Source organism: Vibrio sp. Vb1755 (assembly GCF_033338635.1).
Taxonomy (GTDB): Bacteria; Pseudomonadota; Gammaproteobacteria; order Enterobacterales; family Vibrionaceae; genus Vibrio; species Vibrio alginolyticus.
The window spans coordinates 196,057-219,805 of the sequence record NZ_JAWOTA010000003.1 but is presented as its reverse complement, the minus strand read 5'-3'; the positions used below and the strand labels follow the sequence as shown (position 1 = coordinate 219,805).

At 45.9% G+C, this 23,749-nt stretch carries 17 protein-coding genes; 9 read left to right on the top strand and 8 right to left on the bottom strand.

The window, feature by feature from the left end:
- Nucleotides 1-166 precede the first annotated feature (166 nt).
- Both R7E00_RS05475 and R7E00_RS05470 read left to right on the top strand, forming a co-directional pair.
- Nucleotides 167-454 (top strand): hypothetical protein, encoded by a 288-nt coding sequence (locus R7E00_RS05475; RefSeq protein ID WP_049872671.1) that lies wholly within the window; start codon nucleotides 167-169, stop codon nucleotides 452-454.
- Between the two features lie 96 nt (nucleotides 455-550).
- Nucleotides 551-1,267 carry a DsbA family protein gene (locus R7E00_RS05470; RefSeq protein ID WP_136976807.1) on the top strand — a complete coding sequence of 239 codons (717 nt, stop codon included), beginning with the start codon at nucleotides 551-553 and terminating at the stop codon, nucleotides 1,265-1,267.
- A 69-nt stretch (nucleotides 1,268-1,336) separates the two neighbouring features.
- Here R7E00_RS05470 and R7E00_RS05465 read toward each other — a convergent pair whose 3' ends face one another.
- The 5 genes from R7E00_RS05465 to R7E00_RS05445 form a co-directional block, all read right to left on the bottom strand.
- Nucleotides 1,337-3,397 (bottom strand): alpha-amylase, encoded by a 2,061-nt coding sequence (locus R7E00_RS05465; protein ID WP_005374841.1) that lies wholly within the window; start codon nucleotides 3,395-3,397, stop codon nucleotides 1,337-1,339.
- A 180-nt stretch (nucleotides 3,398-3,577) separates the two neighbouring features.
- On the bottom strand, nucleotides 3,578-4,252 hold the full coding sequence (gene mtgA, locus R7E00_RS05460) for a monofunctional biosynthetic peptidoglycan transglycosylase (RefSeq protein ID WP_031778873.1): 675 nt from the start codon (nucleotides 4,250-4,252) through the stop codon (nucleotides 3,578-3,580).
- Nucleotides 4,253-4,388: 136 nt separating this feature from the next.
- On the bottom strand, nucleotides 4,389-6,581 hold the full coding sequence (glgB, locus tag R7E00_RS05455; protein WP_224721283.1) for a 1,4-alpha-glucan branching protein GlgB: 2,193 nt from the start codon (nucleotides 6,579-6,581) through the stop codon (nucleotides 4,389-4,391).
- Between the two features lie 283 nt (nucleotides 6,582-6,864).
- Nucleotides 6,865-9,045 carry a 4-alpha-glucanotransferase gene (gene malQ / locus R7E00_RS05450; protein WP_005374838.1) on the bottom strand — a complete coding sequence of 727 codons (2,181 nt, stop codon included), beginning with the start codon at nucleotides 9,043-9,045 and terminating at the stop codon, nucleotides 6,865-6,867.
- 117 nt (nucleotides 9,046-9,162) lie between these two features.
- Nucleotides 9,163-11,616: a glycogen/starch/alpha-glucan phosphorylase gene (locus R7E00_RS05445; RefSeq protein ID WP_005374836.1), complete on the bottom strand. Its 2,454-nt coding sequence runs from the start codon at nucleotides 11,614-11,616 to the stop codon at nucleotides 9,163-9,165.
- Between the two features lie 734 nt (nucleotides 11,617-12,350).
- Between R7E00_RS05445 and malT the strand changes: the two genes are divergently transcribed.
- The 7 genes from malT to sstT all read left to right on the top strand — a co-directional run bounded on the left by malT (nucleotide 12,351) and on the right by sstT (nucleotide 21,071).
- Nucleotides 12,351-15,059: an HTH-type transcriptional regulator MalT gene (gene malT, locus R7E00_RS05440; RefSeq protein ID WP_005374834.1), complete on the top strand. Its 2,709-nt coding sequence runs from the start codon at nucleotides 12,351-12,353 to the stop codon at nucleotides 15,057-15,059.
- A 578-nt stretch (nucleotides 15,060-15,637) separates the two neighbouring features.
- Nucleotides 15,638-16,555, top strand: coding sequence for a DUF368 domain-containing protein (locus tag R7E00_RS05435; RefSeq protein ID WP_031778872.1), 918 nt, complete (start codon nucleotides 15,638-15,640; stop codon nucleotides 16,553-16,555).
- Nucleotides 16,556-16,797: 242 nt separating this feature from the next.
- Complete coding sequence (locus tag R7E00_RS05430) at nucleotides 16,798-17,223, top strand: hypothetical protein (RefSeq protein ID WP_017820123.1); 426 nt, start codon at nucleotides 16,798-16,800, stop codon at nucleotides 17,221-17,223.
- A gap of 9 nt (nucleotides 17,224-17,232) precedes the next feature.
- Complete coding sequence (locus R7E00_RS05425) at nucleotides 17,233-17,847, top strand: SCO family protein (protein ID WP_054574877.1); 615 nt, start codon at nucleotides 17,233-17,235, stop codon at nucleotides 17,845-17,847.
- Nucleotides 17,837-18,145: a PTS transporter subunit EIIB gene (locus tag R7E00_RS05420; RefSeq protein WP_054574876.1), complete on the top strand. Its 309-nt coding sequence runs from the start codon at nucleotides 17,837-17,839 to the stop codon at nucleotides 18,143-18,145. The genes R7E00_RS05425 and R7E00_RS05420 overlap by 11 nt, the downstream gene beginning before the upstream one ends.
- Before the next feature lie 275 nt (nucleotides 18,146-18,420).
- Nucleotides 18,421-19,497 carry a ribosome small subunit-dependent GTPase A gene (gene rsgA, locus R7E00_RS05415; RefSeq protein ID WP_054574875.1) on the top strand — a complete coding sequence of 359 codons (1,077 nt, stop codon included), beginning with the start codon at nucleotides 18,421-18,423 and terminating at the stop codon, nucleotides 19,495-19,497.
- 356 nt (nucleotides 19,498-19,853) lie between these two features.
- Entirely contained in the window at nucleotides 19,854-21,071 is a 1,218-nt protein-coding gene (gene sstT, locus R7E00_RS05410) for a serine/threonine transporter SstT (RefSeq protein ID WP_005374821.1), read from the top strand.
- Between the two features lie 65 nt (nucleotides 21,072-21,136).
- Here sstT and pdxY read toward each other — a convergent pair whose 3' ends face one another.
- The 3 genes from pdxY to R7E00_RS05395 all read right to left on the bottom strand — a co-directional run bounded on the left by pdxY (nucleotide 21,137) and on the right by R7E00_RS05395 (nucleotide 23,633).
- Nucleotides 21,137-22,006 (bottom strand): pyridoxal kinase PdxY, encoded by an 870-nt coding sequence (pdxY, locus tag R7E00_RS05405; protein ID WP_132936247.1) that lies wholly within the window; start codon nucleotides 22,004-22,006, stop codon nucleotides 21,137-21,139.
- A gap of 101 nt (nucleotides 22,007-22,107) precedes the next feature.
- Entirely contained in the window at nucleotides 22,108-22,296 is a 189-nt protein-coding gene (locus R7E00_RS05400; protein ID WP_017634469.1) for an AbrB/MazE/SpoVT family DNA-binding domain-containing protein, read from the bottom strand.
- A 140-nt stretch (nucleotides 22,297-22,436) separates the two neighbouring features.
- On the bottom strand, nucleotides 22,437-23,633 hold the full coding sequence (locus R7E00_RS05395) for a tetratricopeptide repeat protein (RefSeq protein ID WP_104976397.1): 1,197 nt from the start codon (nucleotides 23,631-23,633) through the stop codon (nucleotides 22,437-22,439).
- Between the last annotated feature and the right edge of the window lie 116 nt (nucleotides 23,634-23,749).

Here is a 23,749-nt window from a genome sequence, read left to right as displayed (position 1 = left end):
CAATATCGATTAACTCGAAAGTAACATTCAGCCACGAAATTTAGGTTAGGATGGTCCGGTCATATGTAAACGGCATAAACCAGAATTAACAGGACTATACGACCCATTGTTACGCTCACAATATAAAATAGCCAAATGGACACTCGCCCTCGTGCTTTGGGTGGTGATGATATGCTTAAGCCAAAATTCTGGTTTCTCGAAAAGCTGCCCAAAGGCTCACCAAATACAGAGTCAGCAAGATGAAAGCGTGAATTTATCACCATCTTGCGACCTTTCAGAAAAGTTGGTTCAAGCGTACCAACATCAGTTTGATCATATTCTTATTCCATTTTTTCTGTTTGCTTTGATTGTGGCGCTGCCGATGACAACCACAGCAATTCGCTATCTGGAATACACAGAACCGATACCGGAAAAGTATCGGGTTCACCTAAAACTTTGCGTGTTTAGAGAATAAAGCCAGCAAGGCGAGAGACCTTTCTGCCTGACTTTTGTACATATTTTATTCACTTCACATAACAAACAACGAAATTTAAAAGTTTTAGGAAATATTATGACATTCACTCGTACACTTTTGGCGTTAACGATGGCTATCGTACCTGCCGTATCTTTCGCATCAGAAAAGACCGCAGAACAAAAGCTAGAGGAAGTTACTCAGATACTAAAAGAAAACCCTCAAATTCTTGATTCATTGCACCAAAACCTTCAAGAGTACATTGCGTATCAACAGTCATTTGGCGACACCTTGAAGGAGGTTCGTCAATATCTAAGTGATGGCAAACATTCCTCTTTTGGTGCTGAAAACCCTGAGTTAACCATTATTAACGTAACAGACTACAGCTGCCCTTTTTGTAAACGTTTAGAAGGAGAGCTGGTCAAAGTTGGTAAGGAATATCCGCAGGTAAAAGTGCTTAACCTCAATGTCTCTTTTAAAGAACAATACGAGAAAAACGGCTACAACTCGGCAAGTTACGCATTAAATGTTTGGCAAAACCAGCGAGATAAGTACGAACAAGTGCATGAGTTATTGGTGAAAAAACCGGGCGCACATGACGCACGTTCCTTAAATCAAATCGCGAGAAAAACGGGGACAGAAGCACAGCTTGTCGACGACAAAGAGACCAAGGCGTTGCTTGATAAAAACTATCAGTATTTCACGCAACTTGGTTTACGCGGCACGCCCGCGTTGATCATTAATGATCAAGTCATTCCTGGCTATGTGCCGTTTGACGAGCTAGAAAAAGTCATCGACCAAGAACTGGCGAACTAATACAACAAAGCCCTTCCCTGATAACTCAAGGAAGGGCTTTTTCTATCTAGGCTTAAAACGAAGTTCTAACTACTTGTCGCGACCCACAAACGCCACAACGACTTTGTCATTGCCAAGCGAGCGAGAGAACACGTACGCGCCTTCTTGTTCAATTACTTGATGCTGACCCGCACCAATCGCTGGGTGCGCTTTACGGAACTGACCAAGAGTTTGCCAGTGTTTGAGCAGCGCTTGCTTCTCATCAGATAGCTTCCATACCATGTCAGAACGAGTGCCTTGGTGGAAATCGTCCGCGTAAGGACCAATGTTACGACCAACTTCATCACCATAATAAACCTGAACAGCACCAGGGCTCAGAAGCAGTGCATTCGCGGCGTTACGCTGCATACCGTAATCTTTGAAGCGAGAGAAGAACAACTCCGTATCGTGAGAAGACATGTAGCTCACTGGGTTGAAGTCTTTCTCATTGGCGATAGTATCTGCGTAACTTTGGTAGGTGTCTGCCATTTGGCTGAAACACGCCGCGCCTTTGTCTAATTTCTTCTGCATATCGAAGTTAATCAACGCGTCAAAGCCATCGTCAAAGTAAGGGCTGCGATAAGCGGTATGTCCCCATACTTCACCCATCATCCAGAATGGCTGACCTGACTTACCGTTCTCTTTACGCCACTGCTCAAGGCTGCTTGATGCCTCTTCTTTCAAGCGTTTCCACACATCGCCTTCAACGTGCTTCACCGTGTCGACACGGTAACCATCAATACCAAAGCGTTTCACCCAATCAGTTTGCCACTCAATTAGGTAGTCCGAGACGGTGTAATTGTCACGCTCCTCAACGCGAGTGCCAGGGTTATCCAATAGCCATTGAGCTGGCTTCACGGCTTTGTCTGATTCAGTGATAAAGTCTGGCAAACCCGCCAATGACATGGTGATATCACTGCTGCCCGGAACTGGGTATCCCGGTAGACCTGTTCTTACCCAGTCACCGCCCCACCATTTCGCCCAGTTTGGACTCTGGTAATCAATATTCTGGTGGTAGCTATGCCAGTTTTCGCCCGCTTTTGGTTTCCAATCCCCCCATTTCTTAGGTAGGTCAGCGTTTGGTTTTAACACCTCAATACCGTCAAATTGCAAATCGGCTAACGTTGAGTAACCAGTGTGGTTGATTACTGCGTCCATCAAGACTTTAAGGCCACGTTTATGTGCCTCTTCCACCAGCTTTTTAAGATCAGCTTCGTTACCGAAGTTCTCATCAATCTTGGTAAAGTCACGCGTCCAGTAACCGTGGTAAGCGTAAAATGGGAATGAGCCGCTATCGCCGCCGCCCACAAAACCGTGTACTTGCTCAACGATTGGCGACAACCAAATTGCATCTGTACCTAGGCTCTTTATGTAATCTAGCTTTTCGATCACACCTTTTAGGTCACCACCGTGAAAGGTACCAACCTCTTCTTTACCGTCTTTCTTGCGACCATAGCTGTTATCATTGCTGGTATCGGCATTGTTGAAACGGTCGACCATCACGAAGTAAATATTGGCATTACGGTAATCAAACGGTACTGCTTCTTTGGTTTTCTTCACTGGCTCTAGTAGCACCAAACCGCCTGAGTCTTTGCTTGGCGTCAGCGATACTTGCTGATCTTTTACTTCGACCATTTGACCAGAATAGGCATCACGCAACTTGGTGCCATCGGGGAAACTGTCACCCAGCGCGATGGTGACTTCGCCGCCTTGGTAAACCTCACATTGCACTTGTGGGATTGGGCGTTTGAATTCAGTCTTGGCGGCTTTCTTAGGTTCACGCTTGAAGCGCAGTGTTTTCGCTTCCGCATCAAAAGCAAAAGAGTAATCGCCAGTAAAACGGATTTTTAACGGCAGTTCTGTTGGTTTTCCGCAGTTCAGCGCGATAGGTTTGTTGAATTTGACCTTCTGGCCATCAGGCGCGACACAGTCGCCTTCAACACCCGTGATTTTGAGCGTGTATCCGTCTTTGGTTAAGGGCACAACCAAAGGCTGCTCTGCACTTAACGGAAAGTCACGGCTGTTGGTCGTGGTAGAAATGGTGATGTTTGGCTCGGCGATGGCACTTGCCGATGCAAGCAATAAGGTAGTCGTAATCAGATTCAGTTTCATCGTTCAGTCCATTGGTTGCGCATAGGCGCAGTATTCGTGTTGTAGTTTTATTCACACTAATAGTAAATGGATGAAAAACTGAGCGCATCATTCTGAAAAGCTACGCCCTAAAGCTTGTGACGCTTCACATTTTGCTTTTATGGGGGCGTAGTTCTACTTATGAGCAGGGTAAAAAGGAGTTTAAAGCTGAACGCTACCAAGGTTACGCATTTGTCTCATCGCCCAATTGACGCGGCTGATGGTGTAAGAAGTCTGAGGGTAAACTTTGATGCGATACGGATTTGGCAGCACCACCGCAAGCCTTGCTGCTTGGCGTGTTGAAAGTTGTTTAGCAGGAATACCAAAGTAGTTTTGCGCAGCGGCTTCCGCGCCATAAATACCTGGACCAAACTCCACCACATTCAAATACACTTCAAGAATGCGTTTTTTACTCCACATTGCTTCCATCAGCAGAGCAAAATAAAGCTCATACGCTTTGCGCACATAAGAGTGTGAAGGAAACAGAAACACGTTCTTTGCAGTTTGCTGAGTAATCGTGCTCGCACCGCGAGAGGGACCGCTCTCGCCAGACTCTGAGATCACTTTAAACAAGGAATCAAAATCCACTCCGTAATGGGTCGGGAACTTTTGATCTTCTGTCGCAATCACGGCCAGTTGAATGTGTTTAGAAATATCACTCAAAGGCACCCATTCATTTTGACTCTCTTCAGGAAATCCTTCAGGAGGAGAAATTATGCGGCTGATCTTCCATCCCCAAATTGGTGGATCGATGTATTTCACTATGCCAACGAGCATCACTGGTAAAAGCAAAAGCACCAATAAGATATTGAACAGAAGGGATTTAATCTTTCTCAAAGTCCGACCTAGCCTGATTTCATAAAACAATATGATGCAAGTATAGAGTATGCAGTCTGTTTATCGTTAGTGAAAACTTGGTTAAAAAAAGCCCGATTTACAATGTAAAACGGGCTTAGAATTTGATTAGACTAAATTATTTGTGCAGCTTGTAGAACACGGTTGAAAGTGGAGGCAAACGAAGCTCAAGTGATTGAGGCAGTGATTCACTTTCGACTTGTTCCGTTTTCACACTGGTCAGCACTTTAAAATCGCTTCCGCCGTATTTGCTGTCGTCCGTGTTCAGCAGCAGTTCGTATTGACCTGCATTTGGAACACCTAAACGGAAACGCTCGTGTGGTACGGGCGTAAAGTTGGTGATGATGAGAATACGCTCACCCTCTTTACTGATACGCTCGTGCGCTAGGATGCTTGCATCTGCCTCGTCTTGTAGACGCCACTCAAAACCAGCAGGAACACAATCTTGATCGTGCATCGCCGCTTCATTTCGGTACAAGTGGTTCAAATCGCGCATCAGCTTTTGAACGCCTTGATGACGTTCGTATTCCAGCAAGAACCATTGCAACTGATCATCGTGGTTCCACTCCGCCGTTTGGCCGATTTCCGCGCCCATGAAGTTCAGCTTTTTGCCCGGTTGACCATACATATAACCGTAGTATGCACGTAGGTTTGCGGTTTGCTGCCATTCATCGCCCGGCATCTTGTTATGGATAGAGCCTTTTCCGTACACCACCTCGTCGTGAGAGAGAGACAAGACGTAGTTTTCGCTGTGCGCATAAACCAGCGGGAAGGTGATGGTATTGTGGTGGTATTTACGGTGAACAGGATCTTCTTTGATGTATGAAAGACTGTCGTGCATCCACCCCATATTCCACTTGAAGCCAAAGCCTAAACCACCCATAAAGGTTGGCGCAGACACACCCGGAAACGCCGTTGACTCTTCCGCAATCGTCATCGCATTCGGGAAGTGCTTGTACACTTCTTCGTTCATCCATTTTAAGGTTGCGATTGCGTCGTAGTTTTCGTTGCCACCATCAACGTTCGGGACCCACTGATCGTGGCTACGTGAATAATCGAGATAGAGCATCGACGCAACAGCATCGACACGAATGCCATCAATATGGAATTGTTCAAACCAGTACAGCGCATTCGAGACAAGGAAGCGACGTACATGTTCACGGCCTAAATCGTAAATGTAGGAGTTCCAATCTTGGTGCCAACCGCGACGAGGATCTGGATCATGGAACAGAGGCGTACCATCAAAGTTAGCTAAACCATGATCATCCGATGGGAAATGCGCAGGAACCCAATCCAGCACTACACCGATACCAGCTTGGTGACACGCATCCACGAAGAATTTGAAATCATCAGGTGAGCCAAAACGGCTAGTTGGTGCAAACAAGCCAACAGGTTGATAGCCCCATGAACCATAGAATGGATGCTCAGACACAGGCATCAGCTCAACGTGGGTGTAGCCCATATCCACAAGGTATGGCACCAACTGCTCCGCGAGTTCGCGGTAGTTCAGGAAATCACCGTTCTCGTCGCGCTTCCATGATCCAGCATGTAGCTCGTAAAACGATAACGCTTCATCACGCTTTTGTGTCACTGCACGGTTTTGCCATTTCGCATCTTGCCATTGGTAACGCTTGTGATCGTAGGTAATGGATGCGAACGATGGGTATTGCTCAGAGTAGAAACCCCAAGGGTCTTGTTTGTGTGGCAACCCTTCCCCATTTGGCCCTTTGAGCTCAAATTTGTATTGTACCCCCTCTTCCAAACCAGGAATGAATAGGCCCCAGATACCGTAGTCTAAGCGTTGCATTGGATGACGACGGCCATCCCATTGGTTGAAGCAACCCACAAGGCTAACAGCAGATGCATGTGGTGCATAAACAAGGAAACGCACACCAGAGATGTTTTCACCGCCACGTTCTAGCGTGACAAAGTGTGCGCCCATGTAGTGATACATGTCTTTTGGCGTATGCAGATGCTCGTACTCTTGGTAGATATTGTGGTACTGGTACGGGTCATCAATAATTTGTTCAACACCATTCCAATCGACCGCTAAACGGTAGTGGGTCAGGTGTAAATCGCGTTGCTCTTTTAAGATGAAACCGCTGTCGCCATCACGCTCAAGCGCCACGCGAGGTTCACCATTAACAAGCAGTTCAACCTTGTTTGCGCCCGGCATCCAAACTCTCAGCGAAGCTTCGTCGTCAATGAAAGGACCCAGCGCCGCAAATGGATCTGAGTAAGCCGCCTCAGCAAGCAGTTCGTATGCGCGTTCGTGTTGTTTCTTTATTTTCTTGGTTTTGGTGGTTTTCAAATCTTTCTCCCTAGAGCCAACATCCTTTTCAAGACCAGAGATCTGAATCAAACATCGGTTTCTCCACAGCCAACGTTGTGAACTCACAAAAAGACTCCGCTTCTCACATTCGTTGCGTAAACGGCGTCAAAATACAAAAATGCCCGCTATTGTCGCGGGCATAATAACGGTACTTCATCCTAACGGATTGTGTTTTAGGAATGAGTGACCTAGACGGAACTTTCGTACCTCTGAGCTAACAAAATTGGTAATCAGCTCGTCCATCTACGCCACTCTAGGCATCTTACTTACTCGCCTGTGCACGAACTTCAGTAAGGCGTTTAGAAATACGATTCACATCTTCACGGCTGAAGATTTCATCTAGGTTCATCGACAATTTACGACGCCAGTTTGGATACTCATCCACCGTACCAGGAATATTGACCGGTTGATCCATTTCTAGCCAGTCTTCAAGCTGCACACTAAGCAGTGCAGAGTCACCCGCGGCTACGTGCAGTTGCAGCGCTTCGCTTAGGTATGAATCCATTGGCACGTACTGAGCATCATGACCAATGCCTTCTGGCAGATAGCCATGCCAGCGAACACTGTCTAGAATGCCTTGTTTGCACTTCAAGCGGTCAGCGAATAGGCCTTCCAACTGCTGCTCATCAGGGTACAGACCAATCTCACGCCCCATCTTCAAGTCATCACAGTGCCAGAAACCGCGTAGTGTTGGCATATCGTGCGTACACAGCGCAGCCATAGACTGCTCAGCGTAGTGCTTCGGAGAAATAAAACCGCCGTCGTCTTTTGATGTTTCGAAGAAGAAGACTTTGTACGAATGCACACCCGCATCACGAAGGATATCAACGATTTCATCAGGTACAGTACCCAAGTCTTCACCGATTACAGAACACTGATGACGGTGAGATTCCAACGCTAGGATTGCTAGCATGTCTTCAACTGGGTAGTACAGGTATGCGCCTTCTGTCGCTTTCTCGCCTTTTGGAATCCACCAAAGGCGAAGCAGGCCAAGTACGTGGTCGATACGCAATGCTCCACAATGCTTCATGTTAGCACGTAGCAATTTGATGTAAGCGTCGTAGCCAGTCGCTTCTAAAACCTGAGGGTTAAGCGGAGGCAGACCCCAGTTTTGGCCTAGTGGACCAAGTACATCTGGTGGCGCACCGATGCTTGCATCCAATACTAGCGCGCCTTCGTCAGCCCATGTTTCGCTGCCTGAATCTGCAACACCAACCGCAAGGTCGCGGTACAAACCCACAGCCATGCCTTTTTCTTCGGCTAGCGCTTGCGCTTCTTTGATTTGATCGTCTGCGATCCATTGCAGGTACATGTACAAGTGAACACGATCTTGGTTGTCCTTAATGTACTTCTGAGTACCGGCTGCGTCGAATGTGCGGTATTTCTCAGGGAATACTGGCCAGCCCCACATGTTTGCATCTTCTGCATGTAAATCAGCATGAAGTGCATCGAATGCAGCTTGGTGTAGCAAGCTGTCGCCGCCTTTTTCAACAAAGTCCAAGAAGGCACGAGCGCGATCAGTGTTCTTGTCTAAATGGCGAGCTTTAAACTCACTGAATAGCAACGGAAGAACGCTCATTTTTAGTTGCGAAACTTCGGTGTAATTCACCCAATGAGAGTCTCGCGCTTTTTGTAAACGTTGTTGGAACTCTGCACTACCGACACGTTGTTGTGCTTCTGCACTTAGCGCGAACTCAGGTACAGAGCTTACGTCGATGTACATGATGTTCAACCAACGACGAGAAGACGGGCTGTATGGGCTTGCCCCTTCTGGATTCGCAGGGAACAGCGAGTGAATAGGGTTCAAGCCAATGAAGTCACCGCCACGAGAGGCAATATCACTCACCAGTTGTTTTAGGTCGCCAAAATCACCGATGCCCCAGTTATGCTGAGTACGCAGTGTGTAAAGCTGGATACTAGGACCCCATAGCTTTTTGTGTTGGTTTAGATCGTCTTGTTTGAAACACGCTTTCGGCGTAATGATCAATGACATCTCGTAAGGTGTTTTACGACGCTTACGACTGATGATCAGTTTGTGATAACCCCAAGCCAAGTTCTTTGGCAATGCAAACACTAGAGGGCCACCCTCAGCACGCTCATCACGAACAATTTGGGACTGAAGATAGCCTTCAAGTACCTCTCCTTGTTCTGTTTCTAAACGCCAGCTGAATTCACTCTCACGAGCACTCGTACCTAGGTTTAGTTCCACTTCGACTGGTTCGCCGTCGCGTAAAACAAGAACAGGGGCTAGTACGTCTTTTTTATGTTTCTTTTCAGCAGAAGCCAGTAGTTTTTCATCACTGCTAGTATCGTAGCCAAGCGAAGCGAGCAAGCGGCGTAGCGTCTCCTCAGACACTTTCGCCTCATCTCCCCAAGCACTGACATAGCTATCAGCCAATCTCGCCATTTCCGCGACTTTCTTTAATGCTGTTTGTTCTTTCATCGCTTTCTCCGAAGGTAATACCAACACCTTCCATGTAGGGTTTTATTGTTATCAATAACTTCTTTTGGAAAATGACCAAAGGTAGCGCTTGGCTACCTTGGTCTTAACTAGGTTCTATTAGCGTTTCACCGCTTCAAGTTTCCAGATATTGTTCACGTAGTCGCGGATTGAGCGGTCTGACGTGAACTTGCCAACAAGGGCGGTATTAAGAATGGCCTTCTTCGCCCAACCAGCTTGATCTTTATATTGTTCGCTCATGTCTTCGTGCGCTTTCACGTAAGATGCAAAGTCCGCAAGACATAAGTACGGGTCACCGCCGTCTAGTAGGCTGTCGTATGTGGCACGCAGTAAGCCCGGTTGGCCTGGTGTGAACTCTTCACCCAATAGCAAGTCCATTGACGCTTTGAGTAAGTGATCCGCATTGTAGTAATCAAATGGGTTGTAACCTTGAGCTTTCAGCGCTTTCACACCTTCAACATCTAGACCGAAGATGTAGATGTTCTCATCGCCTACTTCCTCACGAATCTCAACGTTTGCACCATCCATTGTACCGATAGTTAGCGCACCGTTTAGCGCCATCTTCATGTTACCTGTACCTGATGCTTCTTTACCCGCTAGCGAGATTTGTTGAGAAACGTCAGCCGCAGGGATAATGATTTCAGCCATGCTCACGCGGTAGTCAGGGATGAATACCACTTTCAGCTTGTTACCGATGCGAGGATCGTTGTTCACCTTGTCTGCAATCTTGTTGATTGCGAAGATGATTTCTTTCGCTAGGTGGTAACCCGGTGCTGCTTTTGCTGCGAAGAACACAACGCGTGGCGTACACTCAAAACCTGGTTCATTAAGAATACGATGGTACAGAGACAGTACGTGTAGCAAGTCTAGATGCTGACGTTTGTACTCGTGCAGACGCTTGATTTGAACATCGAAGATTGCATTAGTATCGAGCTCGATACCCATGTTCTCTTTCACCCAAGTTGCTAGGCGTTCTTTGTTCTCTTTCTTCACTGCCATGAATTCTTTTTGGAATGTCGCGTCAGTAGCGTACTTCGCAATACCTTCAAGTTGCTCTAGTTTCGCTGGCCATTCTGGGCCGACTTTCTCAGTGATAAGCTGAGACAGACCTGGGTTACAGAACTTCAACCAGCGACGTGGCGTAATACCGTTCGTTACGTTGTGTAGACGTGTCGGGTACATTTCGTGGAACTCCGGGAATAGGTCTTTCTTAACCAATTCAGAGTGAAGTGCTGCTACACCGTTTACTGCGTAAGAGCCGATTACACATAGGTTTGCCATGCGAACCATGCGGTGGAAACCTTCTTCGATGATAGAAAGCTTCTGTTGCTTCGCGACATCACCCGGCCACATTGCACGTACGTCTTGTAGGAAGCGGTGGTTGATCTCGTAAATGATCTCCATGTGACGTGGTAGCAGGTGCTGGATTAGCGACTCTGGCCATGTCTCTAGTGCTTCTGGAAGTAGCGTGTGGTTGGTGTACGCAAATGTCTTAGAGCTGATTTCCCAAGCCGCTTCCCAAGCTAAACCTTTTTCATCCATCAGGATGCGCATTAGTTCAGGAATCGCAATCGTTGGGTGTGTATCGTTAAGCTGGATAGTCTCTTGCTTAGGTAGATCCGCTAGCGAGTAGCCCGCAGCTTCGTGGCGACGTAGGATGTCACGTACAGACGCTGCCGAGTGGAAGTACTGCTGCATTAGACGCAGTGTTTTACCTTTCTCGTGGTTGTCATTCGGGTAAAGCACTTTAGTGATGTTACCTGCGTCGATCAGTGCGTGCTGAGCTTCGAAGTAATCACCATTGTTAAAGCTTGCTAGTGAAAATGGTGCAATCGCCTGACATTCCCAAAGACGTAGCGGGTAAACCGTGTCTGATTCGTAACCCACAATTGGAAGATCCCAAGGCATTGCTCTTACTGTCATGCCTGGTACCCATTTGCGAACCTCTTTACCGTTCTCGTTAATCACTTCAACGTGACCGTAGAAACCGATCTCTTGCGCAAGTTCTGGACGCGCAATTTCCCAAGGGTAGCCTTCTACACCGCGCCATGCGTCAGGTGCTTCTTGCTGGCGACCATCTTTGAATGACTGTTTAAATAGACCGTATTCGTAATGTAAACCATAGCCGACAGTTGGGAATTCTTGTGCCGCACATGAATCCATGAAACACGCAGCCAGACGACCAAGGCCACCGTTACCCAATGATGGGTCGCGCTCTTCTTCTAGCAGATCAGTTAGGTTGTAACCCAGTTCAGCCATTGCTTCTGTTACTTGTTCATACAGACCCATGCTGATTAGGTTGTTACCCGTCAAACGACCGATAAGGAATTCTAGCGAAAGGTAGTTAACGCTCTTCGCACTTTTAATGCGTGGATCTTCTTCTGTCGCAAGCAAATCTAGAGTAGTAAATTCAGCCAGAGCATGCCCCATTGCTAGGTACCATGCGCGGCTGTCTGCGTTTTCAATCGTATGAGCGTAAGTTACAGATAGGTGTTTCTTTACGCTTTCTTGGAACGACTTCTTGTCAAATTGTTTTTGTTGAGTAGGTTTCATTACGAAATTCTCACGTCTTTTGGTAATTCATCTGCCATACATCGTGCATTTACCTCTGTGAATAAACATCCTCCTAATTCTCATCCTTTGAAGGAGGAGGGCTGAGGGCGTAGAGGGGGTACCATTGCTAGGTTAGTGATCCAAATCTCAACAAAGTGAACTTTGCACCAGTTCTTAGTGATTTTGATCACAATGGAATGTGAGAAAGGTTAAAACCCGTTCATGACGCTTTTTATAGTCCACTCATCTGATGATGTGAAAATTGTAATATCGGTCACATTAACTCGGTCAGCGTAGAAGAACTTTTCGTAATCTATGTGCAACGCGATCTTAACGCTAACGAAACAAACGATATTTAAGTGACGACAATCACAAATAAAGGGCGTAGTTGATGGTAAATCCATCAACCCTTGAGAATTAGGAAGTGGATCAAAGTAACGAACATTTCTGATGTCGTAACATCCCACTCAGCTCACAGGATTGTACGCTTTTTATACAAACTAGAATTAGGCGATGTGAGTTATTTCTAGTTTTCGCTAGCTTTTATATCTAAGTGACCGTATGGAATGGTTTTTCAGACGGACGCAAGCCCCAACAGTAGCGACATTATCCGGCATTCAAACAGTGTTTTTGATGCTGATGACATCATTCAGTAAGACGGCTTTCAAGGAGGCTTTACAAGAATGATCACGTTGCTGTCATTTGGGTATACATAAATAAGGACATAACTACTAATGTGGATTCCATCTAAGCTTACTCGACCAGGACGCCTGCACAATGCCATCGTGCGCCCACGAGTGTTGGACTTACTACAGCAAGCGCCTTACTACAAATTGGTTTTATTCCGATCCCCAGCAGGTTACGGAAAAACGACAATGGCAGCGCAGTGGCTATCCGATAAGCCAAACGTCGGTTGGTACAGCATTGATGACAGCGATAACGACGGCTTTCGCTTTGTAAACTATCTGCTTCAAGCATTAAACAAAGCCACCAACTTCAGTTGCGCTAACGCACAAAAACTGGCGGAAAAACGTCAGATCTCGTCTTTACGCTCCCTATTTAGCGAAGTATTCGCTGAAATGGCTGACTTTCATCAAGAGTGCTACGTGGTACTTGATGACTACCATTTAATCACGAATGATGAAATCCATGAATCCATGCGTTTCTTCTTAAAGCACATGCCAGACAACCTCACCGTTGTGGTAACCAGTCGTGCAGCGCCGCCTCTGGGCACTGCAAACTTACGTGTTCGTGATTTAATGATCGAAATCGGCAACGAGATGTTGGCGTTTGATACCGAAGAAACCACTCGCTTCTTTAACCAGCGTATCGCCGATGGTATTGATGAAGACATGGCGAACAGCCTAAGAACCTATGTTGAAGGTTGGCCATCGGCGATGCAGTTGATCGCATTACAAGCCCAACATCAAAACCGCACATTGGCACAAACTGTAGAGTCGGTATCGCAGTTCAATCACGCGCACTTGTGGGATTACTTGGTCGAAGAAGTGTTTGACTTACTCGATCACGAAACTCGTCACTTTTTAATGCAAGTATCCGTGCTTGACCACTTCAATGATGAGTTAGTGTTTGCCCTTACCCAACGCGAAGACGCACTGGGAATGATTGAATCGCTTAACCGTTACGGCTTATTTATTTACCCGCTCGAAGGGGAACAGAACTGGTTCCGGTTCCATAACTTATTTGGCGAGTTTTTATCTCATGAGCGCCAAGCTCGTATTCCTCAGCAAGAAAAAGATCTCCACCGCAATGCTGCTATCGCTTGGTTACAACAAAAAGCACCACACCAAGCGATTCATCATGCACAAAAATCGAATGATAAGGACTTAGTGGTAGAGATCCTAAACGAATTCGGCTGGAAGATGTTTAACCAAGGCGAACTCAGCACACTGGAAAGCTCAATTAACAAGTTGGACGATGATCTGTTGTTCAGCCACCCAAAACTTACGATGCTCCGAGCATGGTTGGCTCAAAGTCAGCATCGTTATAACCAAGTGGGCCACCTGCTTGAAGAAGCGGAAGAGGAACACAAAAAGCGTAACATTGCGTTAGATATTCATTATCAAGGTCAAGCAAACGCGTTGCTTGCTCAAGTGGCTATCAACAGTAACCAACCAGAAAAAGCTCTCGAATTAGCGGAGTTAGCGCTTAGCCAACTTGATAACACAATTTACCGTAGCCGAATTGTGGCGACTTCGGTTGTTGGTGAAGTTAACCACGTGCTAGGTAAACTAGACCGTGCTTTGCCGATGATGCAACAAACTGAAAAGCTAGCTCGTCAGTATCAGGTATATCACCAAGCGTTATGGGCAATATTGCAGCAAAGCGAGATTTTAATTGCACAAGGTTACGTGCAAGCTGCCTTTGAACTACAAGATTCCGCATTCCGTCTGATTGAAGATCAGCAGCTTCAGCATGTTCCTCTTCATGAATTTTTGCTGCGTATTCGCGCGCAAGTACTTTGGTGCTGGAACCGACTTGATGAAGCGGAAGAATGCGCGTACAAAGGTCTGCAAATTCTCGAAAACCATTCACCAAGCAAGCACTTACATAGCTATTCGATGTTGGCGCGTATTGCGATTGGACGCGGTGAATTAGACAAAGCCGGTAAATTCATTGAGCACATCCAACACTTGATGAAACAGTCGACTTACCATGTAGATTGGACTGCAAACGCTTCACTATCGTTGATTCTATTTTGGCAAGCGCGCGGGAATACCGATGCAATGCAAGAATGGCTCAACACTGCGGTTCGTCCTGAATCGGCATGCAACCACTTTTCTCAATTGCAATGGCGTAACATTGCCCGCGCCCACATTAACTTAGGCCAATATACCGACGCTCGTGCTGCGTTAGATTTCCTCCAAGGTGAAGCTCGTCGCACTAACCTAATCACAGATACTAATCGCAACTTAGTGGTTGAAGCGGTCCTTTCTGCTCGCCAAAAAGATGAGGAGCAAGCCAAGGCTCTGTTAAAAGAAGCATTAGTAATGACGAACCAAACTGGCATGGTCGGAAACTTCCTGATTGATGGTGCAACCATTGGCGGTCTGCTGGAGAAGTTGAGCCTCCGCCATGAACTGGGCGATCTTGAGCGTCACCGTGCTCAACAGTTAATGAAGGACATTTCATCGAATCAACGTAGCCGGTCGATTCACTTTGATGAAGACTTTATTGAAAAGTTGGTGAATCACCCTAATGTGCCAGAGCTAGTACGTACCAGCCCATTAACACAACGCGAATGGCAGGTTCTGGGACTGATTTATTCAGGCTTTAGTAACGAGCAAATCGCACAAGAGCTGGATGTGGCAGGTACGACAATTAAAACCCACATTCGCAACCTGTACCAAAAGCTTAATATTGCTAATCGTAAAGAAGCCATTGTGACAGCTGAAAATTTGCTACAGTTAATGGGGTACTGAACTGCTAGATAAACGGGTTAAAACGTAAAGTAAAACACAAGGGTTGGCGTAACACGTCAGCCCTTTTTTATGACTGACAGGAAGAGAAGTGCAATTTGCAAAGCACGTAAGTAACGTTGTTCATATAAAAAAATAGCCAACCGCAATAATCGCGATTGGCTTATATTTAGTGTGAACAAATTGTATTCACTAACAACGTCAGTTGGCTAGGTGACCCTCGGCTTAAGAAGGGTCGAGCAGTATTATGCATTAATCATGCCAAAATGCAAAGACTTATTTTTGGGCACAAGATCTCATATAAGCTGGATTTATTCACGCGCAAATTATCAAAATGCAATTTGATAATGCAAATTGCAATTGCATAATGCAACCAAGATTGATAATTGATAGTAGAGTTAATCATCTCAAAAATGTAAACCAAGCATTAAAAGCTCGTTACGGCGGCATTGTCTTTTGGCGGGTAATAAAGATAGGCAATAGATTGGATATAAAACCAAGTAGTTACAGCACTATTTCATACTTTTTTCATCGCAATGTTTGTATACTCTCTGCCATCGAAACGACTTAGCATTAGAGCAATGAACTACTTAATTACTTTCTTCAAGGGAATCGCCATGGGTGCAGCAGATGTTGTACCTGGTGTATCTGGCGGCACCATCGCGTTTATCACTGGTATTTACGATACGCTGCTTGAAAGCATTCGACGCATTAACCCCTCACTTTTCTCTATCTGGCGAAAAGAAGGGGTTAAAGCCGCGTTTAATCACATCAACGGATTCTTCCTTATCGCTCTGTTTGCCGGCATTTTCACCAGTATTGCAACGCTAGCAAAGTTGATTACTTGGCTTCTTGACACACACCCGATCCCACTTTGGTCATTTTTCTTTGGCCTAATTTTGGTCTCTGTGTATCACATTATTCGTCAGGTTGAGCAACGCGATCTTGTCCGCTTTGTCATTCTGCTCGTTGGTGTCGGGTTTGCTTATAGTATTACTGTGCTCAAACCTTTACACATGGAACCAACGGCCATTAACACCTTATTCGCTGGAGCTATCGCGATTTGTGCGATGATCTTGCCGGGTATCTCTGGCAGTTTTATTTTGCTGCTGATTGGCATGTATGCTCCTGTATTAGCCGCAGTGAAAGGTTTTCAAGTCGATACATTAGCGCTATTTTTGTCTGGCTGCGTGATCGGTTTACTGTCCTTCTCTCACTTATTGTCGTGGTTACTACGCAAGTTCCGTGATTTCACCCTGATGTTTTTGACTGGATTAATGATTGGTACGTTGCCAAAGATTTGGCCATGGAAAGAAACCATCACTTGGCGCACCAATTCGAAGGGCGAACAAGTGCCATTGCTACAGCACAACCTATCACCATTTGAATTTGAACACGTGACATCACAACCTTCTCAGTTAGTACTTGCTGTCGTGATGATGCTTGCAGCCATTGCTCTGGTTTTGGGTCTAGAGAAATTCGCAGATTCAGATAAATAACTTTGGTATCAAACACATACTGAACCAAATAAAAACGGAGTCAATTGGCTCCGTTTTATCTATTGGCTAAGGGCAAAACATCTCAATTGAAAACTCTGCTGTATTTGATGCAATAAAGTCCGTCGCGTTACTAGGAAGCTGGTCACCGAGGTATAACGCACAATTTACTGAGGTCACGAGTTGGCGAGCGGCGCATCTGTGCTACGATGCTCGTAATGTTAAGTGATAAATGCTGAACCTTAATGAAAGTGTTACAAATCGCCGCTGTTTCAGCCGCATTAGTTGCGGGATTTTATGCCCCGACTCTAATAAAAAGCTTTTCTTCTTCCACTCAAAGCAAGTCAATAGATGAATACTGCTTTCTCTCTACAACCTCTTGCGTCCAAGAAAATGTTACGATGACGCTAAACTCAGAAACTGCTCAACCCTTGGTTCCTACCACTCTAAATGTTGAGTGGCATACAAGCGATGCTAAGCAACTCATCCTAAGTCTTTCAGGAAGAGAAATGGAGATGGGTGAGCCTAAGTTTTTGCTGAAGCAAATCGCTCCTGGCCAATATCAAGGTGACATCATTCTCCCGGTTTGCACGGAGGATGCAATGACTTGGGTTGGTGAACTCAGTGATGGAGAGAATACCGTTTACCCTGCTATAAAAATGCAAAGATAAGGAATCGTTATGAGCCGCAATTGGTCCCTATTTCTCGTAGCTGCTTTCGCACTCGGGTTTGGCGTAAAGAGCTATTTAGATAATCAGAACACGAAGCCAGAGCTAGTGGACAGTTCCACCTCTCAACAAACGGTATTGTTTGGGGAAAATAACCAAGCTGTCAATATCTTCGATGTGAATGACCCTCGCATCCGAGTCGTCTATTTTGGCTTTACTCGCTGCCCAGACGTTTGCCCAACTTCTCTTGCAATGCTGGCAGGAGCACTGAATCAAATTGACGACGCGCAAAAAGCGCAACTACGCCCGATGTTCATTTCTTTAGACCCAGAGCGTGATGAGGCCGATGCATCAGCAAAATATGCCCATTACTTCCATCCAATGATTGAAGGCCTATCGGCACCACTTGATGTAACGACACCTTTGGCACACAACTATGGTGTCATTTTCCGCAAGACAGAATTGGAAGGCTCGGAACTAAAATACACGCTGGATCATAGCTCTTACTTTTACTTCTTGAAGCCGGATGGCACGTTAATCACTAAAGTACCGCATACGCTCTCGCCGGCACCGATTGTTGAAGCCATTTCAAAACTAACGACCGAAGGCTCTTCAAATGACGATTAAGTCAGTGCTGAAGCAATTTTTCAATTTCCTAACTCATACCAACCCCAATGTCGAACAAGACGTCGATACGATCATTGACGCCATTGGGGGCATAGAGAACCTGCTAGAAACTGGTGCATGTGCGACTCGGCTGCGTCTTACCCTCAGAGCGACGTCCGTCATCGATAAGAACGCACTCAAAAATCATGGCGCGCATGGCGTCGTGATATTGGATGATCGTCATGTCCAAATCATATACGGCTTAAAAGCCAACACGTATTCGCAGATTATGGAAGAGCGCATCACAAAACAAAGTTAATATTTTTGCAGTATAGCTACCCTCTTTAAAAAAGGGCAGCTATACTCTTTTGGCTTAATTAACTCACTTATTTATTAACCAACGAAGAGGACACAAGATGATTGTATTGAATAACACTAACTGGGCATCGCAAGGGTAATCCTAACAGCACCAACTCTGTGGCATAACCACAACTCCCCTTCTCTGCCCGGTCTTCACCGGGGTCAACTCTATCCGAATTAGACCCTAATGCGATTTGTATTAAGGCGCTTTGTTGCGTCTGGGATAATTCAATAATGAATCAAACACATACTTTTTGTGACACATTAGTTTCAACTTCAAACCCTCTAAAACAATTGGGTTGGAAACCATTTTTTCAGCAACAACTGACATTAGACGATTACGACAACACTATCTTTGCTCGTGTAATTGCGCATCACCGAAGTGGTTATTTATTGGCAACAGAAACTGGGCAAGTTCATCTTAATGCCCACCATTCTTTACCCAACATGACCGTCGGAGACTGGGTAATCTTAAATGAAGATCAGCAATTTGTTCGCTTACTGGATCGCTTGAGCCTCTTTAGCCGCAAAGCCGCTGGCAGCAAAGTGGCAGAGCAACTCATCGCAGCCAATGTGGATACAGTGTTTATCGTCTGTTCCCTTAACGACGACTTCAATTTAAGTCGTATTGAACGCTATCTTGCCTTGGCTCATGAAGCCGAAGTCGAACCCGTCATCGTGCTTTCCAAAGCCGATTTGTGTGACAATACTGATGAACTAAAAAGCCAAGTACAGAAGCTCGACCCTCTATTAGCTATAGAGACAGTCAACGGCTTAGAAATAGAGAGTGCTTCTAAACTCATGACCTGGTGCAAAGAAGGACAAACCCTCGCTTTTATCGGTTCTTCAGGCGTTGGCAAATCAACTCTTGTTAATGCATTACTCGGGCAACAAGAACAGGCAACTGGGCATATTCGTGAAGACGATAGCAAAGGTCGACATACAACTACATCGCGCTCTATCCATCTATTACCTGATGGCGGCATCTTGATTGATACTCCGGGAATGCGCGAGCTTCAACTAGCAGATTGTGAATCGGGGGTCAGCGAGGCGTTTTCTGACATTGAGGCTCTCGCTCAGCGTTGTCGCTTTGGTGATTGCCAGCATCAAACTGAGCCGGGTTGCGCAATTCAAACTGCGATTGAAAATGGCAAACTGGAAGTTCGTCGTTTCAATAACTATCAAAAACTATTGCGAGAACAAGCCTTTAACGGTGCGACTTTGGCAGAGCAACGAGCTCAAAGTCGACAATTCGGGAAACTCACTCGAAATGCCATGAGTGATAAGCGCAGGCGCCAACAAAGTTATTAATTTGTTGCGTTTGAGTTGTCAATAAAATCAAAGGAGACGAAAGTCTCCTTTTTAACAACTTTATTAAAAACCATTACTCATAACTAATGATAATTTTCAACATAAAAATCTTATTTAAATAACATTGAGCAAACATTTAATCCAAAAACAAACTAAAACTAGACACAAAATATTACCAAGCTAAGATATGTGATATTCAGCAAGAAAATGGCTGAATTTATAAAAACAGGATAATTGATAATCATGTGTCTTAGTGACCAGAAGCAATGCTCACCCCTTGTAATATAAGGGCATTATCGCCGTGTAATGATGGACTATTGCCCTGCCACTCTGGCATAAAATTGCAGGAATGATGTATGCAACACAACAGCCTCGTTGCCCGATATGCTCGTGGTAACCTCGTCGTCCAGATCCTTGTCGGTATCGTCTTTGGTATTTTGCTCGCGACAATTTCTCCAAGCCATGCCGAAAGCGCGGGATTAATTGGTAGCCTTTTTGTCGGTGCGCTTAAAGCGATCGCGCCAATTCTTGTGTTTATTTTGGTTGCCGCTTCAATTGCAAACCAAAAGAAAAACCAACACACTTACATGCGCCCAATCGTTGTACTGTACCTGATGGGTACATTCTTCGCGGCGCTATCAGCAGTGGTTCTAAGCTTCCTTTTCCCGACCAATTTAACGCTTGTCACCGGCGCTGAAGGTGCAACGCCTCCTCAAGGTATTGCTGAAATTCTACGCACATTGTTGTTTAAACTGGTCGACAACCCAGTAAATGCACTAGTAGAAGCAAACTACATCGGCATTCTTGCTTGGGGTGTGGGTCTGGGTCTTGCACTACACCACGCATCGGCAACAACGAAGGCCGTATTTGAAGATCTAAGCCACAGCGTGTCTCACATTGTGCGCTTTATCATTCGTCTTGCACCATTTGGTATCTTTGGCTTGGTTGCTTCAACGTTTGCGACAACGGGCTTTAGCGCACTAGCAAGCTACGCACACCTTCTGGCGGTTCTTCTTGGCGCAATGATGATCATCGCACTCGTTGTAAACCCAGCGATCGTGTTCGTTAAAACCAAACAAAACCCTTACCCACTTGTATTCCGTTGTCTACGTGAAAGTGGTGTAACTGCGTTCTTCACTCGTTCAAGTGCGGCGAATATTCCAGTAAACATGGCACTATGTGAGAAGCTAAAACTGGACGAGGATACATACTCAGTATCTATCCCTCTAGGTGCGACCATCAACATGGCTGGTGCTGCAATCACTATCACAACACTAACGCTTGCAGCTGTGCACACTATGGGTATCGAAGTTGATCTACTGACTGCGCTACTTCTAAGTATTGTAGCTGCGGTTTCTGCATGCGGCGCATCAGGTGTTGCAGGTGGCTCTCTACTACTTATCCCACTTGCGTGTGGCCTGTTTGGTATCTCAAACGACGTAGCCATGCAGGTTGTAGCGGTTGGCTTCATTATCGGTGTGATTCAAGACTCTGCAGAAACTGCGCTAAACAGCTCAACAGACGTTGTCTTTACGGCAGCAGTTTGTAAATCAGAGCAGCAAAAAGCTCAGTAAGACTGACAGAACAAAGAGAAAGGGGAGCCGATGATGGCTCCCCTTTTTTGTTTAATTGCGCTCAATTACGCGGTGACCAAAGCCACCTCTTCAATTGAGAAATGCTTACTTGGCTCAACAAACTCTTGCTGCGCAGCAATAGTTTGCAGCTCCCATTCGCCTGCATGGTACGTTGCACTTAACACCCCGTAGCATGCGTCATGACAATGTTGGAAAGCTTGCTTGGGAGACCAGCCTTTTAAGAGTCCCGCGGTAAAGATAGCTGAAATAAGATCGCCCACGCCAACAGGTTGTTTAGCAAACTCAAATTTAGGACGCTTCGCAAGGTAAATACCTTCTTGCGTAGCCAATAGCATGTTAAAGCTGCCATTTTCTAGGCAGTAAAGGTGCTTAACTAGCACCACTTTTGGACCTTTCTCTAGCGCACGTTGGCATGCGGTGATCGCATCGTCTAGTGAGTGGATTTCCATCTCAGCAAATTGACTTAGCTCGAATTGGTTCGGAACGATCACGTCCGCCATTGGCATCAAACGCGTTAGAAGATTTTCAGCAATGCCCGGAGCCACAATGCAGCCTTTGTCTGGCGCGCCCATCACAGGGTCGCAAACATAAAGTGCGTTCGGGTTCGCTTGCTTCACTTTCGTCACGGTATCTTCAACAGCAAGGCACTGCTCTGCGCTACCTTGGTAGCCCGTCAATACCGCTTGGCACTTTTCCAGCGCGCCGATGTTACCAAGTCCACGAACTAACTCGCTGATGTCTTCAGCCGCAAACGCTCGCCCAGTCCAGCCTTCTTGATACTGCGTGTGGTTAGAAAATTGAACGGTATGAATCGGCCATACTTCGAAACCCATGCGTTGCATTGGGAAAACGGCACTGCTGTTACCAGCATGACCAAAAGAAACATGAGATTGTATAGAGAGGATACCTTGCATAGTACCTTACCTCTTATTGTAGTTATCGATAGTTCAAAGACAGCGGCAAGCGCCAGTTTTGCGAAACCAGTAGTGTATCCGACAAACCAAGATTCTCTAACTCAATTCTCCTCAATATCTTCAGAGTAAGTTGGCGCGCTGGTTTTCAACACCATCTTCTTAATTTCCATTTTGTCTTTATTCAGTGCGATTTCTAGGGTATCTCCTTCCCTTATCCCGAGCTGAGCCAGGATTACGCTTGGAATGACTACGGCGGTGTCGTCACCGATTTTAACAGGTTGACTTATCATCTTTCGTCCTCCAAATGTCGAAAATGAGTTTTCACGTCATTGGATGTCTAGCCTCAAATACATTAAGCTGACTTGGATTTGGCGTAACATTTTAAAGACAAAAGAAAAGCCTCAATCTTGAGGCTTTTGGATAAGATAGGTTATGGTTGAAGGAAGTTTTGAGTGAAATCGAGCGCCTCTTTAGAAAGTTTTTTTTCGTTGGGCGATGTGCTTACCTGACCTTCTGCTGTTACCGTTGTCATGTTAGGCTGAAAATCTAGTGTTGATGCCTCCTCCCAAGCCTCGGAGGCTTCTTTACTCTCGTCATTCAACACCGCATTGAGCTCCTCTTCCGCAGGAAAATACGCTTCGCGTTTGTACACTTTGTTAAGGGCTCGAATAATAGAGTGCTTTCTCACCATTCCTGAGGCCAGCTTTCTTTGCAACGGCTTCGCTATGGACTGCAATCCAACGACAACATCAACACCAATATTGGTCGCCACTTCATCACGCAACGTACGCGCAGGTTGGTAGCCCATATTGGCAGAAAGAAACAGCCAAACGTAAGCAATTGCATTACCCGTTTTACCTTTATCCTTCCACGCTTCGCCAGCATGATACATCGCTTTAGCACTGCCACCTTCCGCGGCCCGTTCCAGCCAGTAGCAACCTTTAACCATGCTTTTTTCTGTACCAATGCCATTTAGGTAACATAAGCCGACTTGGATCTTGCCATCTGCACTGTCTTTTTCCGCCGCTTTCATAAACCAGTAAAGCGCATCTGCACTGCGTCCTGCACTATTGTCTGGTGAAAGCTGCCATTCCCCCATATAAATCATGGCATCAATGCAGCCTTCTTCGGCGGCAGTTTCAATCAGTTGGTTACCTTTTGGGATATTTTTTTCAGTTCCTCGACCAAAGACCAAGGCCTTGCCCGTCGAAAATTTCGCTTCGGTATCCCCTTCCATTCCCGCAATTGCGGTACGCCAGAAGTTTGCCTGCTCTTTTAAAATCACATCTTCGCGCATGCGTTCACTTAAGCGAACAATGCCGTACATCCCCGTCACATTGTCCAATTTAGCGGCTTTATCATACCAATACAGCGCTTGACGAATGTTGTCCTTTTCGGCTTCTTTCGCTAGAAATAAAATGGTGGGGATATGCCCGGTTTCTGCTTTGAACTCTCGCTCTTTACGCTCTTGCTCTCGCGCTTTATGCATCGCCTTTCGATAAGCGGCTTCGCGAGCTTTCCTCTCTGCCTCGAGTCTCTGTTTCCGCATCGACAACGAGATCATCCACACAAATATCAGGACGAGTGAAAGGCCAGTTGCCGCAATGGCAATGCCCATACTACTCATAAATAGCCTCTTTTGGTTTCAGGGCCCAATTCAACTCCCTTTCAGGGAAATCTTATGATTACGCGCCGACGTAACGCCGACTACCTTCATTATATAACGACCACTTAGCGAAAATC

Excerpts from the sequence above, each read along its gene's own strand:
- R7E00_RS05430 (WP_017820123.1), top strand. The coding sequence starts at position 16,798 with ATGAAAGTGTTACAAATCGCCGCTGTTTCAGCCGCATTAGTTGCGGGA.
- R7E00_RS05475 (WP_049872671.1), top strand. The coding sequence starts at position 167 with ATGATATGCTTAAGCCAAAATTCTGGTTTCTCGAAAAGCTGCCCAAAG.
- pdxY (WP_132936247.1), bottom strand. The coding sequence starts at position 22,006 with ATGCAAGGTATCCTCTCTATACAATCTCATGTTTCTTTTGGTCATGCT.
- R7E00_RS05400 (WP_017634469.1), bottom strand. The coding sequence starts at position 22,296 with ATGATAAGTCAACCTGTTAAAATCGGTGACGACACCGCCGTAGTCATT.
- R7E00_RS05445 (WP_005374836.1), bottom strand. The coding sequence starts at position 11,616 with ATGAAACCTACTCAACAAAAACAATTTGACAAGAAGTCGTTCCAAGAA.
- malT (WP_005374834.1), top strand. The coding sequence starts at position 12,351 with ATGTGGATTCCATCTAAGCTTACTCGACCAGGACGCCTGCACAATGCC.
- malQ (WP_005374838.1), bottom strand. The coding sequence starts at position 9,045 with ATGAAAGAACAAACAGCATTAAAGAAAGTCGCGGAAATGGCGAGATTG.
- R7E00_RS05395 (WP_104976397.1), bottom strand. The coding sequence starts at position 23,633 with ATGAGTAGTATGGGCATTGCCATTGCGGCAACTGGCCTTTCACTCGTC.
- R7E00_RS05425 (WP_054574877.1), top strand. The coding sequence starts at position 17,233 with ATGAGCCGCAATTGGTCCCTATTTCTCGTAGCTGCTTTCGCACTCGGG.
- rsgA (WP_054574875.1), top strand. The coding sequence starts at position 18,421 with ATGAATCAAACACATACTTTTTGTGACACATTAGTTTCAACTTCAAAC.
- R7E00_RS05470 (WP_136976807.1), top strand. The coding sequence starts at position 551 with ATGACATTCACTCGTACACTTTTGGCGTTAACGATGGCTATCGTACCT.
- sstT (WP_005374821.1), top strand. The coding sequence starts at position 19,854 with ATGCAACACAACAGCCTCGTTGCCCGATATGCTCGTGGTAACCTCGTC.
- R7E00_RS05420 (WP_054574876.1), top strand. The coding sequence starts at position 17,837 with ATGACGATTAAGTCAGTGCTGAAGCAATTTTTCAATTTCCTAACTCAT.
- R7E00_RS05435 (WP_031778872.1), top strand. The coding sequence starts at position 15,638 with ATGAACTACTTAATTACTTTCTTCAAGGGAATCGCCATGGGTGCAGCA.
- R7E00_RS05465 (WP_005374841.1), bottom strand. The coding sequence starts at position 3,397 with ATGAAACTGAATCTGATTACGACTACCTTATTGCTTGCATCGGCAAGT.